This window comes from Aeromonas sp. FDAARGOS 1410 (genome assembly GCF_019048745.1).
GTDB classification, from domain to species: Bacteria; Pseudomonadota; Gammaproteobacteria; order Enterobacterales; family Aeromonadaceae; genus Aeromonas; species Aeromonas jandaei.
On the sequence record NZ_CP077401.1, the window covers coordinates 4,124,343 to 4,139,408 of the forward strand.

Sequence of the window (15,066 nt, forward strand, 5' to 3'; positions counted from 1 at the left end):
ACTGAGCCAAGATCGCGCACCATCCGGCTGTCACTGCCAGCTGATGACGACAATATCGTCTTCGTCAATGGCTGCGCGATAGAAGATCCCTGCCGTTGCACCAGCGGGCTGGGCCCCCCCGACGCGACCACATTTATCTCCATCTTGGCCCTCCTCCCCCCGTCCTCAGCTCTTTCTCGACAAATATTCCGGCAATCTGACAACCCTTGCCCCTTGGCAGATAACCGCTCTCACACCTAAAAGATAGCGCCAACCGGCAGGGATTGGCGCGAATGCATCTTTTGGTCTATCAGGCGGAACGATAGTGCCAACCCGCTATAAACAAGGGCTGGCAAGGGTGCTGGCGTTCAGCCAGCACTGCGCAGGCTGACAATGGGGGTCAGAAGATATCCTTGAAACGGTGCCACAGCATCCCCAGCGCCAGCAGCGGAGAGCGCAACGCCGGGCCACCCGGGAAAGTGATGTGAGGCACGCTGGCGAAGAGATCGAAACCCCGGCTCTCGCCGCGGATCGCCTCGGCTACCAGCTTGCCCGCCATATGGGTGGCGTTGAGGCCGTGGCCCGAGTAGGCCTGGGCATAGAGCACGTTGGGGTGAGCCTTCAAGCGGCCAATCTGCGGCAGCCGGTTGGCGCCAATCCCGATCATCCCGCCCCACTGAAACTCGATGGCGGTGCCAGCCAGCTCGGGGAAGACTCGCAGCATCTTGGGCAACATAAAGGCCTTGATGTCGCGGGGATCCCTTCCCGAGTAGTTGCAGGCCCCGCCGAACAGCAGACGACCGTCGGCGGAGAGACGGTAGTAGTCGAGCGCCACGTTCTGATCGCACACCGCCATGTTTTGCGGCAGCAAGCGCTGGCGCAAGCGGCGATCCAGCACTTCGGTGGCGAGAATGTAGGAGCCGGCCGGCAGCACCCGCCCGCCCAGCTCTGGATTGAGGTCATTGAGATAGGCGTTGCAGCCGATCACCAGATAGTCGGCAGTGACCCGGCCGTGGGCGGTGGTCACCTCCACCTGCTTGCCGTAATCGATATGGGTCACTCTGGAGTGTTCAAACAGGGAAACCCCGAGGCTGGCTGCGGCGCGCGCCTCGCCGAGCGCCAGATTGAGGGGATGGAGATGGCCGGAGCCCATGTCGATGAGGCCGCCGATATAGCGATCCGACCCCACCACGCTATGGATATCTTCCCGCGGCACCAGCCTGAGTTCGTGCTCATAGCCCAGGCTCGCCAGATGGTCGAGATCCTCCTCGAAGCCGGCCAGATGGCGCTGACGGGTGGCCAGATCGCAGTAACCCCAGGTGAGGTCACACTCGATATTGAAACGCTCGACCCGCTCGCGTACCAGCTGCACCGCCTCCAGCCCCATCAGGTCGAGCTCGCGTACCCCTTCCTCACCAATCCAGCGGGCGAACTGGCTGGTATCGTGGCCGATACCGCGAATAAGCTGGCCGCCGTTACGCCCGGAGGCACCCCAGCCGATGCGGTTGGCCTCCAACAGCACCACCTTGTAGCCTGCATCAGCCAGGTTGATGGCGGTGTTGAGACCGGTAAAACCGCCGCCGATGATGCAGACATCCGCTTTCAGCTCGGCCTCGAGTTCCGGCCACTGCTGCGGATCGTTGCGGGTCGCGGCGTAGTAGGAGGCCGCGTGCTCCTGATATCCGATGTGCTTTCCTGCCTGCATGTTCAGCATCCTGCCTTGTTGCAAATTGTTTAATAAAATAAGCAAACTTGTTTCGATAATACCCAGCTACGGCACGGCAAACCAGCTACCACGGATCACAGAAATGCAAAAGGCGCCCCGAAGGGCGCCTTTTCATGCAATCAAGGTGCTGTACCGAATTACAGTACGTCGATGGCGTTCAGGTCGGAGAAAGCCTGTTCCAGACGCTTGATCATGGAAGTCTGACCTTCACGCAGCCATACGCGCGGGTCGTAGTACTTCTTGTTCGGCTTGTCGGCACCTTCCGGGTTGCCCAGCTGACCTTGCAGGTAAGCTTCGTTCTTCTTGTAGAAGTGCAGCAGACCTTCCCAGGTAGCCCACTGGGTGTCGGTGTCGATGTTCATCTTCACTACGCCGTAGGAGATGGACTCGCGGATCTCTTCCAGAGTGGAACCTGAACCACCGTGGAATACGAAGTCCAGAGACTTGGCCGGAATACCGAACTTCTCGGAAACGTACTTCTGGGAAGCGTCCAGGATGGACGGGGTCAGCTTGACGTTACCCGGCTTGTATACACCGTGTACGTTGCCGAAGGAGGCAGCGATGGTGAAACGCGGGCTGATCTTGGACAGACGCTCGTAAGCGTAAGCAACATCTTCCGGCTGGGTGTACAGAGCGGACTGATCCATGTGGCTGTTGTCGACGCCGTCTTCTTCGCCACCGGTGCAACCCAGTTCCAGCTCCAGAGTCATGTTCATCTTGGCCATGCGGGTCAGGTACTCGCAGCAGATGTCGATGTTCTCTTCCAGAGACTCTTCGGACAGATCCAGCATGTGGGAGGAGAACAGCGGCTTGCCGGTTTCAGCGAAGTGCTTCTCGCCCGCTTCCAGCAGACCGTCGATCCACGGCAGCAGCTTCTTGGCAGCGTGGTCGGTGTGCAGGATTACCGGCACGCCGTAGGCTTCGGCAACAGCGTGAACGTGCTTGGCACCGGAGATGGCACCCAGGATGGCAGCTTTCTGACCTTCCAGCTTCAGACCCTTACCAGCGGTGAACACGGCACCACCGTTGGAGAACTGAACGATAACCGGCGCTTTAACCTTGGCGGCAGCTTCCAGTACGGCGTTCACGGAGTCGGTACCAACGCAGTTTACGGCCGGCAGAGCGAAGCCGTTCTCTTTAGCGATGGCGAACACTTTCTGAACGTCATCACCAGTGATCACGCCGGGTTTTACGAAGTCGAAAATTTTCTTAGACATGTTTAATCGTCCTGTCTCGTATGCCGTTAATAAAAAATGGGGGGTTCATCATGAACCGGCACAGCGGGCACATGATAAACGAAACGGGAGGCTTTTGCCCCCCGTTCCGGGTCAATTAGGCTTTGGCGCGCTGTTCCAGAATCTCAACGGCCGGCAGAACCTTGCCTTCTACGAACTCCAGGAAGGCGCCGCCGCCAGTGGAGATGTAGGAGACTTTGTCAGCGATGCCGAACTTGTCGATGGCAGCCAGGGTGTCACCACCGCCAGCGATGGAGAAGGCCGGAGAAGCAGCGATGGCTTCAGCGATAACCTTGGTGCCTTCAGCGAACTGGTCGAACTCGAACACACCAACCGGGCCGTTCCACAGGATGGTCTTGGCGTTCATGATGATGTCAGCCAGAGCCTTGGCAGAATCCGGGCCGATGTCGAAGATCATGTCGCCGTCGGTCACATCGTTAACAGACTTGATGGTGGCCGGAGTGGACTCGGAGAACTCGGCACCTACAACCACGTCGGTGGTCACAGGAATGTTGGTCTCGGCAGCCAGTTTCTTGGCTGTGTCGATCAGGTCGTGCTCGCACAGGGACTTGCCGACGTTGTGACCGGCAGCAGCGATGAAGGTGTTGGCGATGCCACCACCGACAACCAGCTGGTCAGCGATTTTGGAGAGGGATTCCAGAACGGTCAGCTTGGTGGAGACCTTGGAGCCGCCAACGATGGCAACCATCGGGCGCTCGGGCTTCAGCATGGCTTTGCCCAGCGCTTCCAGTTCACCAGCCAGCAGCGGGCCGGCACAAGCGACCGGAGCGAACTGAGCCACACCGTAGGTGGAGCCTTCGGCGCGGTGAGCAGTACCGAACGCGTCCATTACAAAGACGTCACACAGGGCGGCGTATTTTTTGGCCAGCTCTTCGGTGTTCTTCTTCTCGCCTTTGTTGAAGCGGCAGTTTTCCAGCACAACCAGCTCACCGGCAGCGACTTCTACGCCATCCAGGTAATCCTTGGCCAGGCGAACCGGGCAGGACAGAGCGTCTTTCAGATAGTTGACAACCGGCAGCAGAGAGAACTCTTCGTTGTACTCGCCTTCGGTCGGACGACCCAGGTGGGAGGTGATCATCAGCTTGGCGCCCTTTTCCAGAGCCAGCTTGATGGTCGGCAGGGTAGCGACGATACGTGCATCGGAGGTGACCTTGCCGTCTTTTACCGGCACGTTCAGGTCAGCACGGATCAGAACGCGTTTGCCCGCCAGATCCAGGTCAGTCATCTTGATAACAGACATATTCAGTCCTCTATATTTTCCAGGTAATGTTAAAAACAGTAACCTTTCGCCCGGGGCAGGCTCAGCCTGCAACCATCATGGCCCGGGTGGTATCCAGCATCCGGTTTGCGAAGCCCCATTCGTTATCGCACCACATCAACATCTTGACGAGGTTGGCATCGCTCACTCGGGTCTGGGTACCATCAATGATGCATGAGTGCGCATCATGATTGAAGTCTACGGAGACCAGCGGTTCTTCCGTGTAATCCAGAATACCGTGTAATGTACCTCTGGATGCCCGTTGCAGGGCTTGATTTACGTCACTAACTGTCACTTTTTTACGAACAGTAATACTCAGATCCATCGCTGTTACATTGATGGTCGGCACCCGCACCGCGATCGCCTCGAACTTGCCGGCGAAGTGGGGCAGGATACGCTCCAGCCCCTTTGCCAGCTTGGTATCCACCGGAATGATGGACTGGCTGGCAGCGCGGGTTCGGCGCAAGTCACTGTGGTAGGCATCGATGACTTGCTGATCGTGCATGGCCGAATGAATTGTCGTAATAGTACCACAATTTATCTCGAATTCTCGATGCAATGTTTCAATCACCGGCACCACGCAGTTGGTGGTACAGGAGGCGTTGGAGACGATCCGCTCGCGCCCTGTCAGCACCTGATGATTGACCCCGTAGACGATGGTGGCGTCCACATCCGCTTCGGCCGGATGGGAGAACAATACCTTGCCCGCCCCCGCTGCCAGATGCAGCTCGGCATCGGCCCGCGAGCCAAATACCCCGGTGCAGTCGAGCACCACATCCACCCCCAGCGCCCGCCACGGCAAGTTCGACGGATCCCGCTCGGCAAACAGGGAGATAAGATCCTCCCCCACCAGCATGCTGTTGCCAGCCAGCTGCACCGGATAGTGAAAACGACCGTGGCTGGTATCGAAGCGGGTCAGGTGCACCATGGCTTCGGGAGCCGCCAGCTCGTTGATGGCGACAATCTTGATGGTCTTGTCGCGCCCGCTCTCGTAGAGGGCTCGCAGTACATTGCGGCCGATCCGTCCGTAACCGTTGATGGCAATCTTGATCATCTGGCAGCCAGTTCCTTACCACAGATTTGCTAGCGCATGGGCTAGAGAAAAGAGCAGCCGACCGGCTGCCTGGGCCCGGCTCACGACAGCAGGGCATCCTTGAATTCACCGCGGGCCAGCAGGGCCGCCCCGAACACCCCGGCACTGTCGCCCAAGGCTGGAGCAATAATGGGGGCACTGAAACGGGGATTAAAGAGGAAGGGCAAAATAGTCTGCCGTCCCACGCTGTAGAGGCTCTGCACGTTGCCCACCCCACCGCCGATGACAATAACATCCGGGTCGAGAATATTGACCACATTGGCCAGCGCCTGACCAAACAGCAGATGCAGACGGTCAATGGTGAGCCTGGCCACATGATCGTGGGCGGTGGCAGCCGCGATTTGCGCCAGCGAGAGGCGACGCTTGGCCTTGGCCTCGTACCAGGCCTCCAGCGCCGGACCGCTGATCAGGGTCTCGACGCAGCCGTGCTTGCCACAGTAGCACTCGGGGCCGTCGGGAGAGAGCACGTTGTGGCCCCACTCACCGGCGATGCCGTGATGACCGTTGAGAATGCGGCCGTTGATGACGATGCCGGAGCCGACCCCGGTGCCCATGATGATGCCGAACACCACTTTCGCATCGGGATGGTGCTGGCGCACCGCACCGAGATGAGTTTCTGCCAGCGCGAAGCAGTTGGCATCGTTGGCAATCAGTACCGGCACGCCGAGCCGGCGCTCCAGATCTTCCTTGAACGGCTTGCCATTGAGCTCGGTGGTGTTGCAGTTCTTCATCAGGCCGGTCTGCGGATCCCGCGCCCCCGGCGTGCCCATGCCGATGACGGCCGGGCGCTGGCCAATCTTCTCGGCGCACTCTGCTACCAGCTTGGCGATCTGGCCGATCATGTGCTCATAACCGCCGGCACGCTCGGTGGGAATGCGATGGCGCAGCAGCACCTCGTCCCCTTCCAGTACCACGCATTCGCACTTGGTACCGCCAAGATCGATACCCCAATCCAGTGACTTGCTGCTCATCTTGCCTCCTGCACGGCCGCCACGCTCTCGTCGTCGCAGCGCCATTTTTTAATGTAAAACGGGGCCTGACGGCCCCGGATATCAAACAAACTCTTCTTCGCTCGCCCCGGCCTTAGCGACCGTGGTACTGGGCAGAGAGCTCGTGTACCGCGTTGACGAACACGCCAGCGTGTTCCGGGTTCACATCCTGATGGATGCCGTGGCCGAGGTTGAAGACGTGGCCATTGCCGTGACCGAAACCGGCCAGAATGGAGGCGACCTCTTCACGGATGCGAGCCGGGGTGGCGTAGAGCATGGAGGGATCCATGTTGCCCTGCAGCGCCACCTTGTCGCCGACCCGACGCTTGGCGTCGGCGATGTCGGTGGTCCAGTCCAGACCCAGCGCATCGCAACCGGTGGCGGCAATCTGCTCCAACCACTGACCACCGTTCTTGGTAAACAGGGTGACCGGCACGCGGCGACCGTCGTGCTCGCGGATCAGGCCATCGACAATCTTGTGCATGTACTGCAGGGAGAAGTCGCGGTAATCGCGCGGTGTGAGCACGCCGCCCCAGGTGTCGAACACCATGACCGCCTGCGCACCCGCCTTGATCTGGGCGTTGAGGTAGGCAATAACGCTGTCGGCCAGCTTGTCGAGCAGCAGGTGCAGGGTTTGCGGCTCTGCGTACATCATCTGCTTGATCTTGGTGAACGCCTTGGAGCTGCCCCCCTCCACCATGTAGGTGGCCAGGGTCCATGGGCTGCCGGAGAAACCGATCAGCGGCACTTCGCCCTTCAGCTCGCGGCGGATGGTGCGCACCGCGTTCATCACGTAGCCCAGCTCATCTTCCGGATCCGGGATCGGCAGCGCCTGCACGTCGGCCATGGAGGTGATCGGGCGCTCGAAGCGCGGGCCTTCACCCTGCTCGAAGTAGAGACCCAGCCCCATGGCATCGGGCACGGTCAGGATGTCGGAGAAGAGGATGGCGGCATCGAGCGGGTAGCGACGCAGCGGCTGCAGGGTGACTTCACAGGCCAGCTCGGCATTGCGGCACAGGGACATGAAATCCCCCGCCTGGGCGCGAGTCGCCTTGTATTCCGGCAGATAGCGCCCTGCCTGGCGCATCATCCATACCGGCGTCATGTCTACATCCTGACGCAGCAAAGCGCGCAGGTATCGATCGTTCTTCAGCTCTTTCATCCCAGTTCCTGAATTCATATCACGCATAAAATGGCGGCCATAATACCACTTTGCCCAGTCAAGCGGACTGCCCAAAACGTGGCAAATGGGTGATCGGTTGCAAAGATGTGAAGGGGCGCAAACCAGAGCGCCCCGTTTTTAAAAAGAAGTGCAAAAAAGTTGGCGAAAAGATAAGCGTCGTTACCCCTCGCCAGCCAGTGACAACTCGATCAGCCGCCGGGCGATGGTGCCGTGAGGCGGCAAACGCGGCAGCCGGTCGGCGACAAAGAAAGCGGCGGCCACCAGTTCGTCATCCTGCACCTTGATCTCGCCGCTCTCGTAGTCGGCGGTAAAGCCCATCATCAGGCTGTGGGGGAAGGGCCAGGGCTGGCTCGCCACATAGCGCACATTGCGCACCCGGACGCCGCTCTCCTCGAACACCTCCCGTGCCACGCACTGCTCGAGATTCTCCCCCGCCTCCACGAAGCCGGCCAGCACGGTATACATGGGATCGTCCGCCTGATAGTGACGGCGATGGGCCGCCAGCAGGATCTCCGGCCCCTTGCGCACCGCCACGATAATGCAGGGGGAGATGCGCGGATAGACGCTGTGCCCCTGCTGGCAGACCTGCGCCCACTCCCCCATCTTCGGGGTCATGGGGGCGCCGCACTCGCCGCAGAAACGGTGAGTGCGGCGGAAAGTAACGAGCTGCCAGGCGCGGCCCGCGAGACGAAAGCCCTCTTCATCCCCCGCCACCATCAACTGGCGCAGGGGGGCCATCATAGTCGTGTCGGCCTCAGCCCCCAGATCCAGCAGATAGCAGGGCAGCCCCTGCCACTCATCAAAACGCTCGAAACGGGCACCGACCAGCGCTGCGGGCAGGCACGCCTTCTCGCCACTCGGCACCTGACCCGCCTCATCGAGCAGGATTTGATGGTCACCCGCCACGACAAACCAGCGGGCTTGTTCAGTTAATGACATCGGATAAACACTCTCGTTAAGTCAGATTAAACAACGCCACGGTCACAGCAGGCTGCAGCAGGGGCAAAATAGCGCGAATGGGCCCCATCTTACGACTGGCAAGCGCCACTGACGACCCGCCGCCACAACAAAATCGCCTCCGATCTTCGTCCCGCCGAGGCCAAAACCGGCGAGCAAGAGGAGCACACCAACAAAGAGGCCGCCCGAAGGCGGCCTGCTGTCAATCGCTCTCTCGCTGCGCCGATCAGGCATCGCCCATCGCCAGCAGGGAGGCGTTGCCACCCACCGCCGTGGTGTTGATGGTGCGGGTCTTCTCGGTAACGAAACGGCTCAGGTAGTGAGGGCCACCCGCCTTGGGACCGGTGCCGGAGAGCCCCTGCCCGCCGAACGGCTGCACCCCGACCATGGCGCCGATCTGGTTGCGGTTGATGTAGACGTTGCCGACGTTGATGCGGCTCGCCAGCTCCTCGGCGTGGGATTCGTTGCGGCTGTGGATCCCGAGCGTCAGACCGTAGCCGGTGCCGTTGATATCGCTGATCACCTTGTCCAGATCCCGAGTGGCGTATCGCACCACGTGCAGGATGGGGCCGAACTGCTCCTTGGCCAGCTCGCGGATGGAGCCGATCTCCAGCGCGGTCGGCTGGACAAAGTGCCCTTCCATGGTCGCGGCCGGCATCGGCGCCTGCGCAATCAGGCGAGCGCGCGGCACCATGTAGGCGAGGTGAGCATCGAGACCGGCCTTGGCATCGGCATCGATCACCGGGCCGACGTCGGTGTTGTGCTCAGCCGGGTTGCCCACTTTCAGCTCCTGCATGGCGCCGGTGAGGATCTCCAGCACCCGCTCGGCGATCTCCTCCTGCAGGTAGAGCACCCGCAGGGCCGAGCAGCGCTGACCGGCGCTCTGGAAGGCGGCGCTCACCACGTCGCGCACCACCTGCTCCGGCAGGGCGGTGGAGTCGACGATCATGGCGTTTTGGCCACCAGTCTCGGCGATAAGCGGCAAAATTGCGCCATCGCGCTGGGCCAGGGTGATGTTGATCAGCTTGGCGGTCTCGGTGGAGCCGGTGAAGCAGACGCCGCCGATGCGCGGATCCGCCGTTAACTTGGCACCGACGGTGGCACCATCACCGGGCAGCAGCTGCAGCACGTCGCCCGGAATACCGGCCTGATGGGCCAGCGTCACCGCCAGATGGGCGATAAGACCGGTCTGCTCCGCCGGTTTAGCGATGACGGTGTTGCCGGTGGCCAGCGCAGCTGCTATTTGGCCGAGGAAGATCGCCAGCGGGAAGTTCCACGGACTGATGCAGACAAAGACGCCGCGCCCCTGCAGGAACAGCTCGTTCTGCTCGCCGGTGTAACCGGGCAGCAGGGTCGCCTGCCCCATCAGGCTGCGGGCCTGCACCGCGTAGTAGCGGCAGAAATCCACCGCCTCACGCACCTCGTCGATGCCATCTTGCAGCAGCTTGCCCGCCTCGCGGGTACAGAGGGAGACGAATTGCTCGCGGTTCGCTTCCAGCAGATCCGCCAGCTTCTCCAGCGCGGCAGCACGCTCGCTCACCGGGGTTTCACGCCAGCGCGGGAAGGCTGCGTGGGCAGATGCCAGCGCCTGTTCCACCGCCTGCTCGTCGGCCCAGTGGATCTTGCCGACGGTGAGGCTCACATCCTGCGGGCTCAGCACGGTGCGTGCCTCGCTGCGCTTGAGGGTCTCGCCATCGACGATGGGGCCCGCCAGCCACTGCTTGCTCTCCAGCTCTTTCAAGCGGGCGAAGAAGGGGCGCTGGATGGAGAGGATGTTCATGTTGACGCCGCTGGAGTTCTTGCGGTCGCTGAACAGGTTCACCGGCTGCGGAATGCGGTCGTTGGCAAAGCCGGAGTAGCGCTTGAGGGTGCGCAACGGGTGCTCGGCCAGCGAATCCACCGGGGTGTTGGGATCCACCAGCTTGTGAACGAAGGAGGTGTTGGCCCCGTTCTCCAGCAGGCGGCGCACCAGATAGGGCAGCAAGTCCTTGTGGGCGCCGACCGGCGCGTAGATGCGGCAGTGCAGACCGGGATTGTCGCTCAGCACGGCGTTGTGCAGCTCCTCGCCCATGCCGTGCAGGCGCTGGAATTCGAACTGGCGATCACCGGCCATCTCCAGAATGCTGACCACGGTATTGGCGTTGTGGGTGGCGAACTGGGGAGCGATAAAGCCGCGAGTCGGCTCGCTCAGCAGGTAGCGGGCGCAGGCGAGGTAGGAGATGTCGGTACCCGCCTTGCGGGTAAAGAGCGGGTAGCCGGGCAGGCCCGCCTGCTGGGCATATTTCAGTTCGCTGTCCCAGTAGGCGCCTTTTACCAGTCGCACCGGAATGAGGTCACCCTGCTCGCGGGCCAGCGCGGTCAGCCAGCAGAGTACCGGCAGCGCACGCTTGGAGTAGGCCTGCACCACCATGCCGAGCTTGCCCCAGCCACGGTTGGCGTCGGAGCGGTAGAGCTGCTCGAACAGATCGAGAGAGAGCTCGAGGCGGTCCATCTCTTCGGCATCGATGCTGATGGCCACATCCTTGTCGCGGGCCAGACGCACCAGCCCCACCAGCCGCTCGCACATCTCGCCGAGCACCCGCTCGCGGTTGGCTACGTCATAGCGCGGATGGAGCGCCGACAGTTTGATGGAGATAGAGGGAGCCGGGCCGCCGTCGCTGATGCGCTCGTTGCCCACCGCCTCGATGGCGTTGCGATAATCGGTCAGATACTTGTCGGCATCCTGCATGGTCAGCGCCGACTCACCCAGCATGTCGTAGGTGTGGGTGTAACCCAGCTCGCGGGATTTGCGGCTCGCCTTGAGCGCCTCTTTCATATCGCGCCCCAGCACGAACTGCTTGCCCATGATCTTCATGGCGGCGTACATGGCGGAGCGCACCACCGGCTCCCCCAGCTTGTTGACCATGCGCCCCAGCAGGTTGGCCGGGTTGCCGTCGAGCTTCTTGTCCAGCTTGATGATCTTGCCGGTCAGCATCAGCCCCCAGGTGGAGGCGTTAACCAGGGTGGAATCACTCTTGCGGAAATGGGATGACCAGTTGGCGCCGGAGAGCTTGTCCTTGATCAGGGCGTCGGCGGTCTCGGCATCGGGAATGCGCAGCAGCGCCTCGGCCAGACACATCAGGATGATCCCCTCCTGGGTATCCAGGCTGTACTCCTGCAGGAAGGCGTCGATACCGTCACCGGAGCCGCTCTCCTTGCGCACCTTGGTCACCAGAGTACGGGCACGCTGGGTCACCTGCTCCAGCGAGGCGCCATCCCCCGGCAGCATGGCCGACAGTTCGGCCAGATAGGCATTTTCATCCACCACGTAGTTCTGGGTGATGGCTTCGCGCAGGGCGGCCAGATCAGAGGGGATATAGTCAGCGGCAAGCACTTGAGTAGCTTTGAACATATGGGGTCTTCCTGTACGCCCTAAGGCTGATATCGACAAAGGCGGTCGCGCCGCCGAAACGCCGACAATGTATACAATATCCCCCCCTATATGAAATGAATTTGTTGCCACTCTTTAACAAAAATCGCTAATTCACCCCATTAACTCCCGTTTGAAGCCAGCCTGCAGTAAACATGAGGGTCATCTGACTTCATTTTGTATACGATCTGCCTCCACCCTGTCGCAAAGCAGCCACGCATCCCGCCCAATAGCGGATGTCCCCAATGCGCCAAAAAAAGAAGGGCCGCCACGGAGACCCTTCTCATCAATTCATTCAGCCAGAGGCTATCAGTTCATCCAGCGATCGCCACGGCTGCGACGGCGGGGCAACATGGGCAACAGAATGCCAAGCAGGATACCGGCACCTACCATGGCACCACCACGGATGAACCAGTCCATCTGCATGTCGTGCTCCTGGTTGTCGTAACTCTGGGTCAGGGCATCGTTCTGCTCTTTGAGATTGTTCATCTCTTCACCCTGGCTGGCCAGCTGGGCCTTGAGGGCGGCAATCTCCTTGCTCTGGGCAGCGATCTGGCCATCCTTCTCGGCGAAGCGTTTCTCGTTGTCGCCGTTGAGGTTTTGCAGGCGGGCCTTGAGCTCGTCACGCTCCTTTTCTACCTGCGGCAGCTGCTCGCGCAGGCTGATCTGGCTCTGCAGTTCGCTGCTTTTGATCCATCCATCACGGCCGCGACCGTCCACCACCTGAGTGAAACCGGCCTCGCCGTTCACCGCCTTCACCTCCAGCGGTTCACCAGCCTTGACGCTACCGAGGATCCGGTACTGGGTACCCGGACCATTGTGGATAAAGGTAAAGATGTTGTCTGAAACATAACGGGTATCGGCCAGTGCCTGTTGGGCACACAAGCAGATAAGAATCCCGAGAAGGGCGCGCATGGTTGATCGATTCTCTTTTTCAGGTTTGGACAAGAGGTTGAATGTTAAGCCGCCAGCAGGTTAAAGGACAAGCAAAGAAAAAGCACCTCCCCCGCTCTGTCACAACCGATAGCTGGGAGCTGGCTCGCAACTTGCGCTCCCGTGCGACAACCTTACTTCTTCTTGAGCTCGCGCACCTCGTCGCGCAACGCCCGCAACTCGCGCAGCAGCTGCTCCTGCTGGTTGTTGTAATGGTGGCGCCACTTCTCGGTCTCGCTCTCCTTGGCCGGCTGCAAAAAGATGCTGGCCATGAAACCGCTGATGGCACCAAACAGGCCAACCCCGAACAGGATCAACAGGCTGGCGACAAAGCGCCCCTCCTCGGTTTTGGGTACCAGATCGCCATAGCCCACGGTGGAGAGGGTCACCAGCGTCCACCAGAACGCATCGTAGGGAGTCTCAATCTGGCTGCCGGGCTGGCCCGACTCAATCCAGTACATAACGCCGGAGCCCACCCCCAGCAGCAGGAAGAAGAGGAACAGGATGCCGGAGAGGGTGGTCTCGTTGCGCTCGCGGCGGAACATGGCCCAGAGATCCGGGTGCTCCTTGAACAACTGATAGACCCGCCACAGCTGGAGCAGACGGGCCCAGCGCAACTGCTCCACCATCGGCAGACTGCCCGGCAGATAGATCCAGTTGGCCTTGAAGAATGCTTTGCGATCGGGCGCCCTGAGCCAGCCATAGGCAAAGTGGGCGATGAAGAAGTAGCAGATCAGGCTGTCGAGGTCATAGAAGAGCTGCAGGGTCTGGGGGGTCAGTGTCTGATGGCCCCACCAGCGGGCTGTTACCAGTAACACCGAGACTATCGACAGAAATGCCATCAGCAAATCCATCGCCCGCAAGTGAGTTAAGTGATGCCGCATACATTTTCCAACTTTAAACACAGTGCAAATTAATAAAAGAGAAGATAATGCCGATAGCCTTGAGGGCAAAGGAAAAAGCGATTTTCAAAGGAGATTTTACGATGCAGTTGAACCTGCTGGAGAAGCGGATGAGCAACATTCGGCTGGTGCCGAAAGTGGTGTTGCTGATGGTGATCAGTACCATTTTGCTACTGACCAAACTCTGGTTTGATGCCAACAATCTGGAGGCCACCCTGCTCACCGAGGGGCTGGATCCGGAGAAAGCCAACGCCATTGCCGACCGCCTGCTCTGGAGCGGCCTGATGGAGACCACCATCATGGGGCTGCTGTTCGTGATCCTGCTGATGACCGGCTCCCGCCTGATGGTCAAGCAGGTACACTATCTGGTCGATCTGCTGGAGCGTTTCGCCAAGCGGGACCTCAGCCACAAGGTACTGCTCCGCTCCCGCGACGAGTTCGGTGACATCGCCAAGGCGGTCTCCCACTCGCAGGAGAATCTGAAAGCGGTCTTTGGCAGCCAGCGCGCCGCCTGCAAGGAGCTCAACGACATCGCCTCCCAGGTGACCCTCTGCATGGAGGAGGCCAATGAGGCGATCAGCGAAGAGTTCGCCCAGATTGAGCAGCTGGCCAGCGCCATGAGCCAGATGGTCGGCGCCATTCGCGAAGTGGCTTCTCACGCCGATCAGGCCTCCCGGGCCACTGCCGAGACCAGCCAGCTGGCCGAAGAGGGGAGCCGCTGCGTCGCCGAGACCGTCAACACCATCGACACCCTCTCCGGCAACATCCAGCGCTCCGCCAACGTGGTCAACGAGGTGGAGCACGGGGTCGAGCGAATCGGCTCGGTAGTCGACACCATTCGCGGCATCTCGGAGCAGACCAACCTGCTGGCGCTCAACGCCGCCATCGAGGCCGCCCGCGCCGGTGAAGCGGGTCGCGGCTTTGCCGTGGTGGCCTCCGAGGTGCGCGAGCTGGCCAACCGCGCCCAGGCCGCCACTGTCGAGATCCAGAAGATGATCGAGCAGTTGCAGGGCAATGCCCGTCAGGCTGGCGAGCTGATGGCCCAGAGCGTGCAACAGGCCGACAAGGGGGTTGCCCAGGTGACCCAGGCGGGCGATCAGCTCGCCACCATAGTGGAGCGGGTACAGGGCGTGGCCGACATGAACCGCCACATCGCCGCCGCTTCCGATCAGCAGAGCTCGGTAGCCGAGGAGATGCGCGGCAATCTGGAGCAGGTCAAGCAGATCGCAGAAGGCTCCGTGGTGGTGCTGCGCGAACTGCAGGAGGCCTCGGTACTGGTGGAGCAGCACAGCCAGGAGCTGGATGGCCAGATCCAGTCCTTCAAGCTCGCCTGACTTTCCCGCTCCAATCCGGTTAGACTGGAAGGCCCCGCGAGGGGCCT

Annotated in this window: 11 protein-coding genes; 1 reads left to right on the forward strand and 10 read right to left on the reverse strand. The window is 60.9% G+C overall.

Annotation, left to right across the window (positions count from 1 at the left end; all coding sequences use genetic code 11):
- Positions 1-379 precede the first annotated feature (379 nt).
- From I6L40_RS19155 to I6L40_RS19200, 10 genes are all read right to left on the reverse strand, one after another.
- Complete coding sequence (locus I6L40_RS19155) at positions 380-1,684, reverse strand: FAD-binding oxidoreductase (RefSeq protein WP_143241860.1); 1,305 nt, start codon at positions 1,682-1,684, stop codon at positions 380-382.
- A 158-nt stretch (positions 1,685-1,842) separates the two neighbouring features.
- Positions 1,843-2,922, reverse strand: coding sequence for a class II fructose-bisphosphate aldolase (gene fbaA, locus I6L40_RS19160; protein ID WP_042029694.1), 1,080 nt, complete (start codon positions 2,920-2,922; stop codon positions 1,843-1,845).
- A gap of 115 nt (positions 2,923-3,037) precedes the next feature.
- The gene (locus I6L40_RS19165; RefSeq protein ID WP_041210638.1) at positions 3,038-4,201 is read right to left on the reverse strand and encodes a phosphoglycerate kinase; all 1,164 of its coding nucleotides are present in this window, start codon (positions 4,199-4,201) and stop codon (positions 3,038-3,040) included.
- Positions 4,202-4,262: 61 nt separating this feature from the next.
- Positions 4,263-5,273, reverse strand: coding sequence for an erythrose-4-phosphate dehydrogenase (gene epd, locus I6L40_RS19170; protein WP_042029692.1), 1,011 nt, complete (start codon positions 5,271-5,273; stop codon positions 4,263-4,265).
- A gap of 80 nt (positions 5,274-5,353) precedes the next feature.
- Complete coding sequence (locus I6L40_RS19175) at positions 5,354-6,283, reverse strand: ROK family protein (RefSeq protein WP_071914796.1); 930 nt, start codon at positions 6,281-6,283, stop codon at positions 5,354-5,356.
- Between the two features lie 112 nt (positions 6,284-6,395).
- On the reverse strand, positions 6,396-7,463 hold the full coding sequence (hemE, locus tag I6L40_RS19180) for a uroporphyrinogen decarboxylase (protein ID WP_005335440.1): 1,068 nt from the start codon (positions 7,461-7,463) through the stop codon (positions 6,396-6,398).
- A 180-nt stretch (positions 7,464-7,643) separates the two neighbouring features.
- A complete protein-coding gene (gene nudC, locus I6L40_RS19185; protein WP_216994720.1) occupies positions 7,644-8,423 on the reverse strand; it encodes an NAD(+) diphosphatase in 780 nt (259 codons plus the stop codon).
- A 244-nt stretch (positions 8,424-8,667) separates the two neighbouring features.
- Positions 8,668-11,832 carry a bifunctional proline dehydrogenase/L-glutamate gamma-semialdehyde dehydrogenase PutA gene (putA, locus tag I6L40_RS19190; protein ID WP_216994721.1) on the reverse strand — a complete coding sequence of 1,055 codons (3,165 nt, stop codon included), beginning with the start codon at positions 11,830-11,832 and terminating at the stop codon, positions 8,668-8,670.
- A gap of 327 nt (positions 11,833-12,159) precedes the next feature.
- On the reverse strand, positions 12,160-12,765 hold the full coding sequence (locus tag I6L40_RS19195) for a TIGR04211 family SH3 domain-containing protein (RefSeq protein WP_042029683.1): 606 nt from the start codon (positions 12,763-12,765) through the stop codon (positions 12,160-12,162).
- A 152-nt stretch (positions 12,766-12,917) separates the two neighbouring features.
- Positions 12,918-13,736 carry a potassium channel family protein gene (locus I6L40_RS19200; protein ID WP_043849864.1) on the reverse strand — a complete coding sequence of 273 codons (819 nt, stop codon included), beginning with the start codon at positions 13,734-13,736 and terminating at the stop codon, positions 12,918-12,920.
- Positions 13,737-13,768: 32 nt separating this feature from the next.
- Between I6L40_RS19200 and I6L40_RS19205 the strand changes: the two genes are divergently transcribed.
- Positions 13,769-15,019 (forward strand): methyl-accepting chemotaxis protein, encoded by a 1,251-nt coding sequence (locus I6L40_RS19205; protein WP_201910682.1) that lies wholly within the window; start codon positions 13,769-13,771, stop codon positions 15,017-15,019.
- Positions 15,020-15,066 lie beyond the last annotated feature (47 nt).

Excerpts from the sequence above, each read along its gene's own strand:
- fbaA (WP_042029694.1), bottom strand. The coding sequence starts at position 2,922 with ATGTCTAAGAAAATTTTCGACTTCGTAAAACCCGGCGTGATCACTGGT.
- I6L40_RS19205 (WP_201910682.1), top strand. The coding sequence starts at position 13,769 with ATGCAGTTGAACCTGCTGGAGAAGCGGATGAGCAACATTCGGCTGGTG.
- hemE (WP_005335440.1), bottom strand. The coding sequence starts at position 7,463 with ATGAAAGAGCTGAAGAACGATCGATACCTGCGCGCTTTGCTGCGTCAG.
- I6L40_RS19155 (WP_143241860.1), bottom strand. The coding sequence starts at position 1,684 with ATGCAGGCAGGAAAGCACATCGGATATCAGGAGCACGCGGCCTCCTAC.
- I6L40_RS19165 (WP_041210638.1), bottom strand. The coding sequence starts at position 4,201 with ATGTCTGTTATCAAGATGACTGACCTGGATCTGGCGGGCAAACGCGTT.
- I6L40_RS19175 (WP_071914796.1), bottom strand. The coding sequence starts at position 6,283 with ATGAGCAGCAAGTCACTGGATTGGGGTATCGATCTTGGCGGTACCAAG.
- putA (WP_216994721.1), bottom strand. The coding sequence starts at position 11,832 with ATGTTCAAAGCTACTCAAGTGCTTGCCGCTGACTATATCCCCTCTGAT.
- nudC (WP_216994720.1), bottom strand. The coding sequence starts at position 8,423 with ATGTCATTAACTGAACAAGCCCGCTGGTTTGTCGTGGCGGGTGACCAT.
- epd (WP_042029692.1), bottom strand. The coding sequence starts at position 5,273 with ATGATCAAGATTGCCATCAACGGTTACGGACGGATCGGCCGCAATGTA.
- I6L40_RS19195 (WP_042029683.1), bottom strand. The coding sequence starts at position 12,765 with ATGCGCGCCCTTCTCGGGATTCTTATCTGCTTGTGTGCCCAACAGGCA.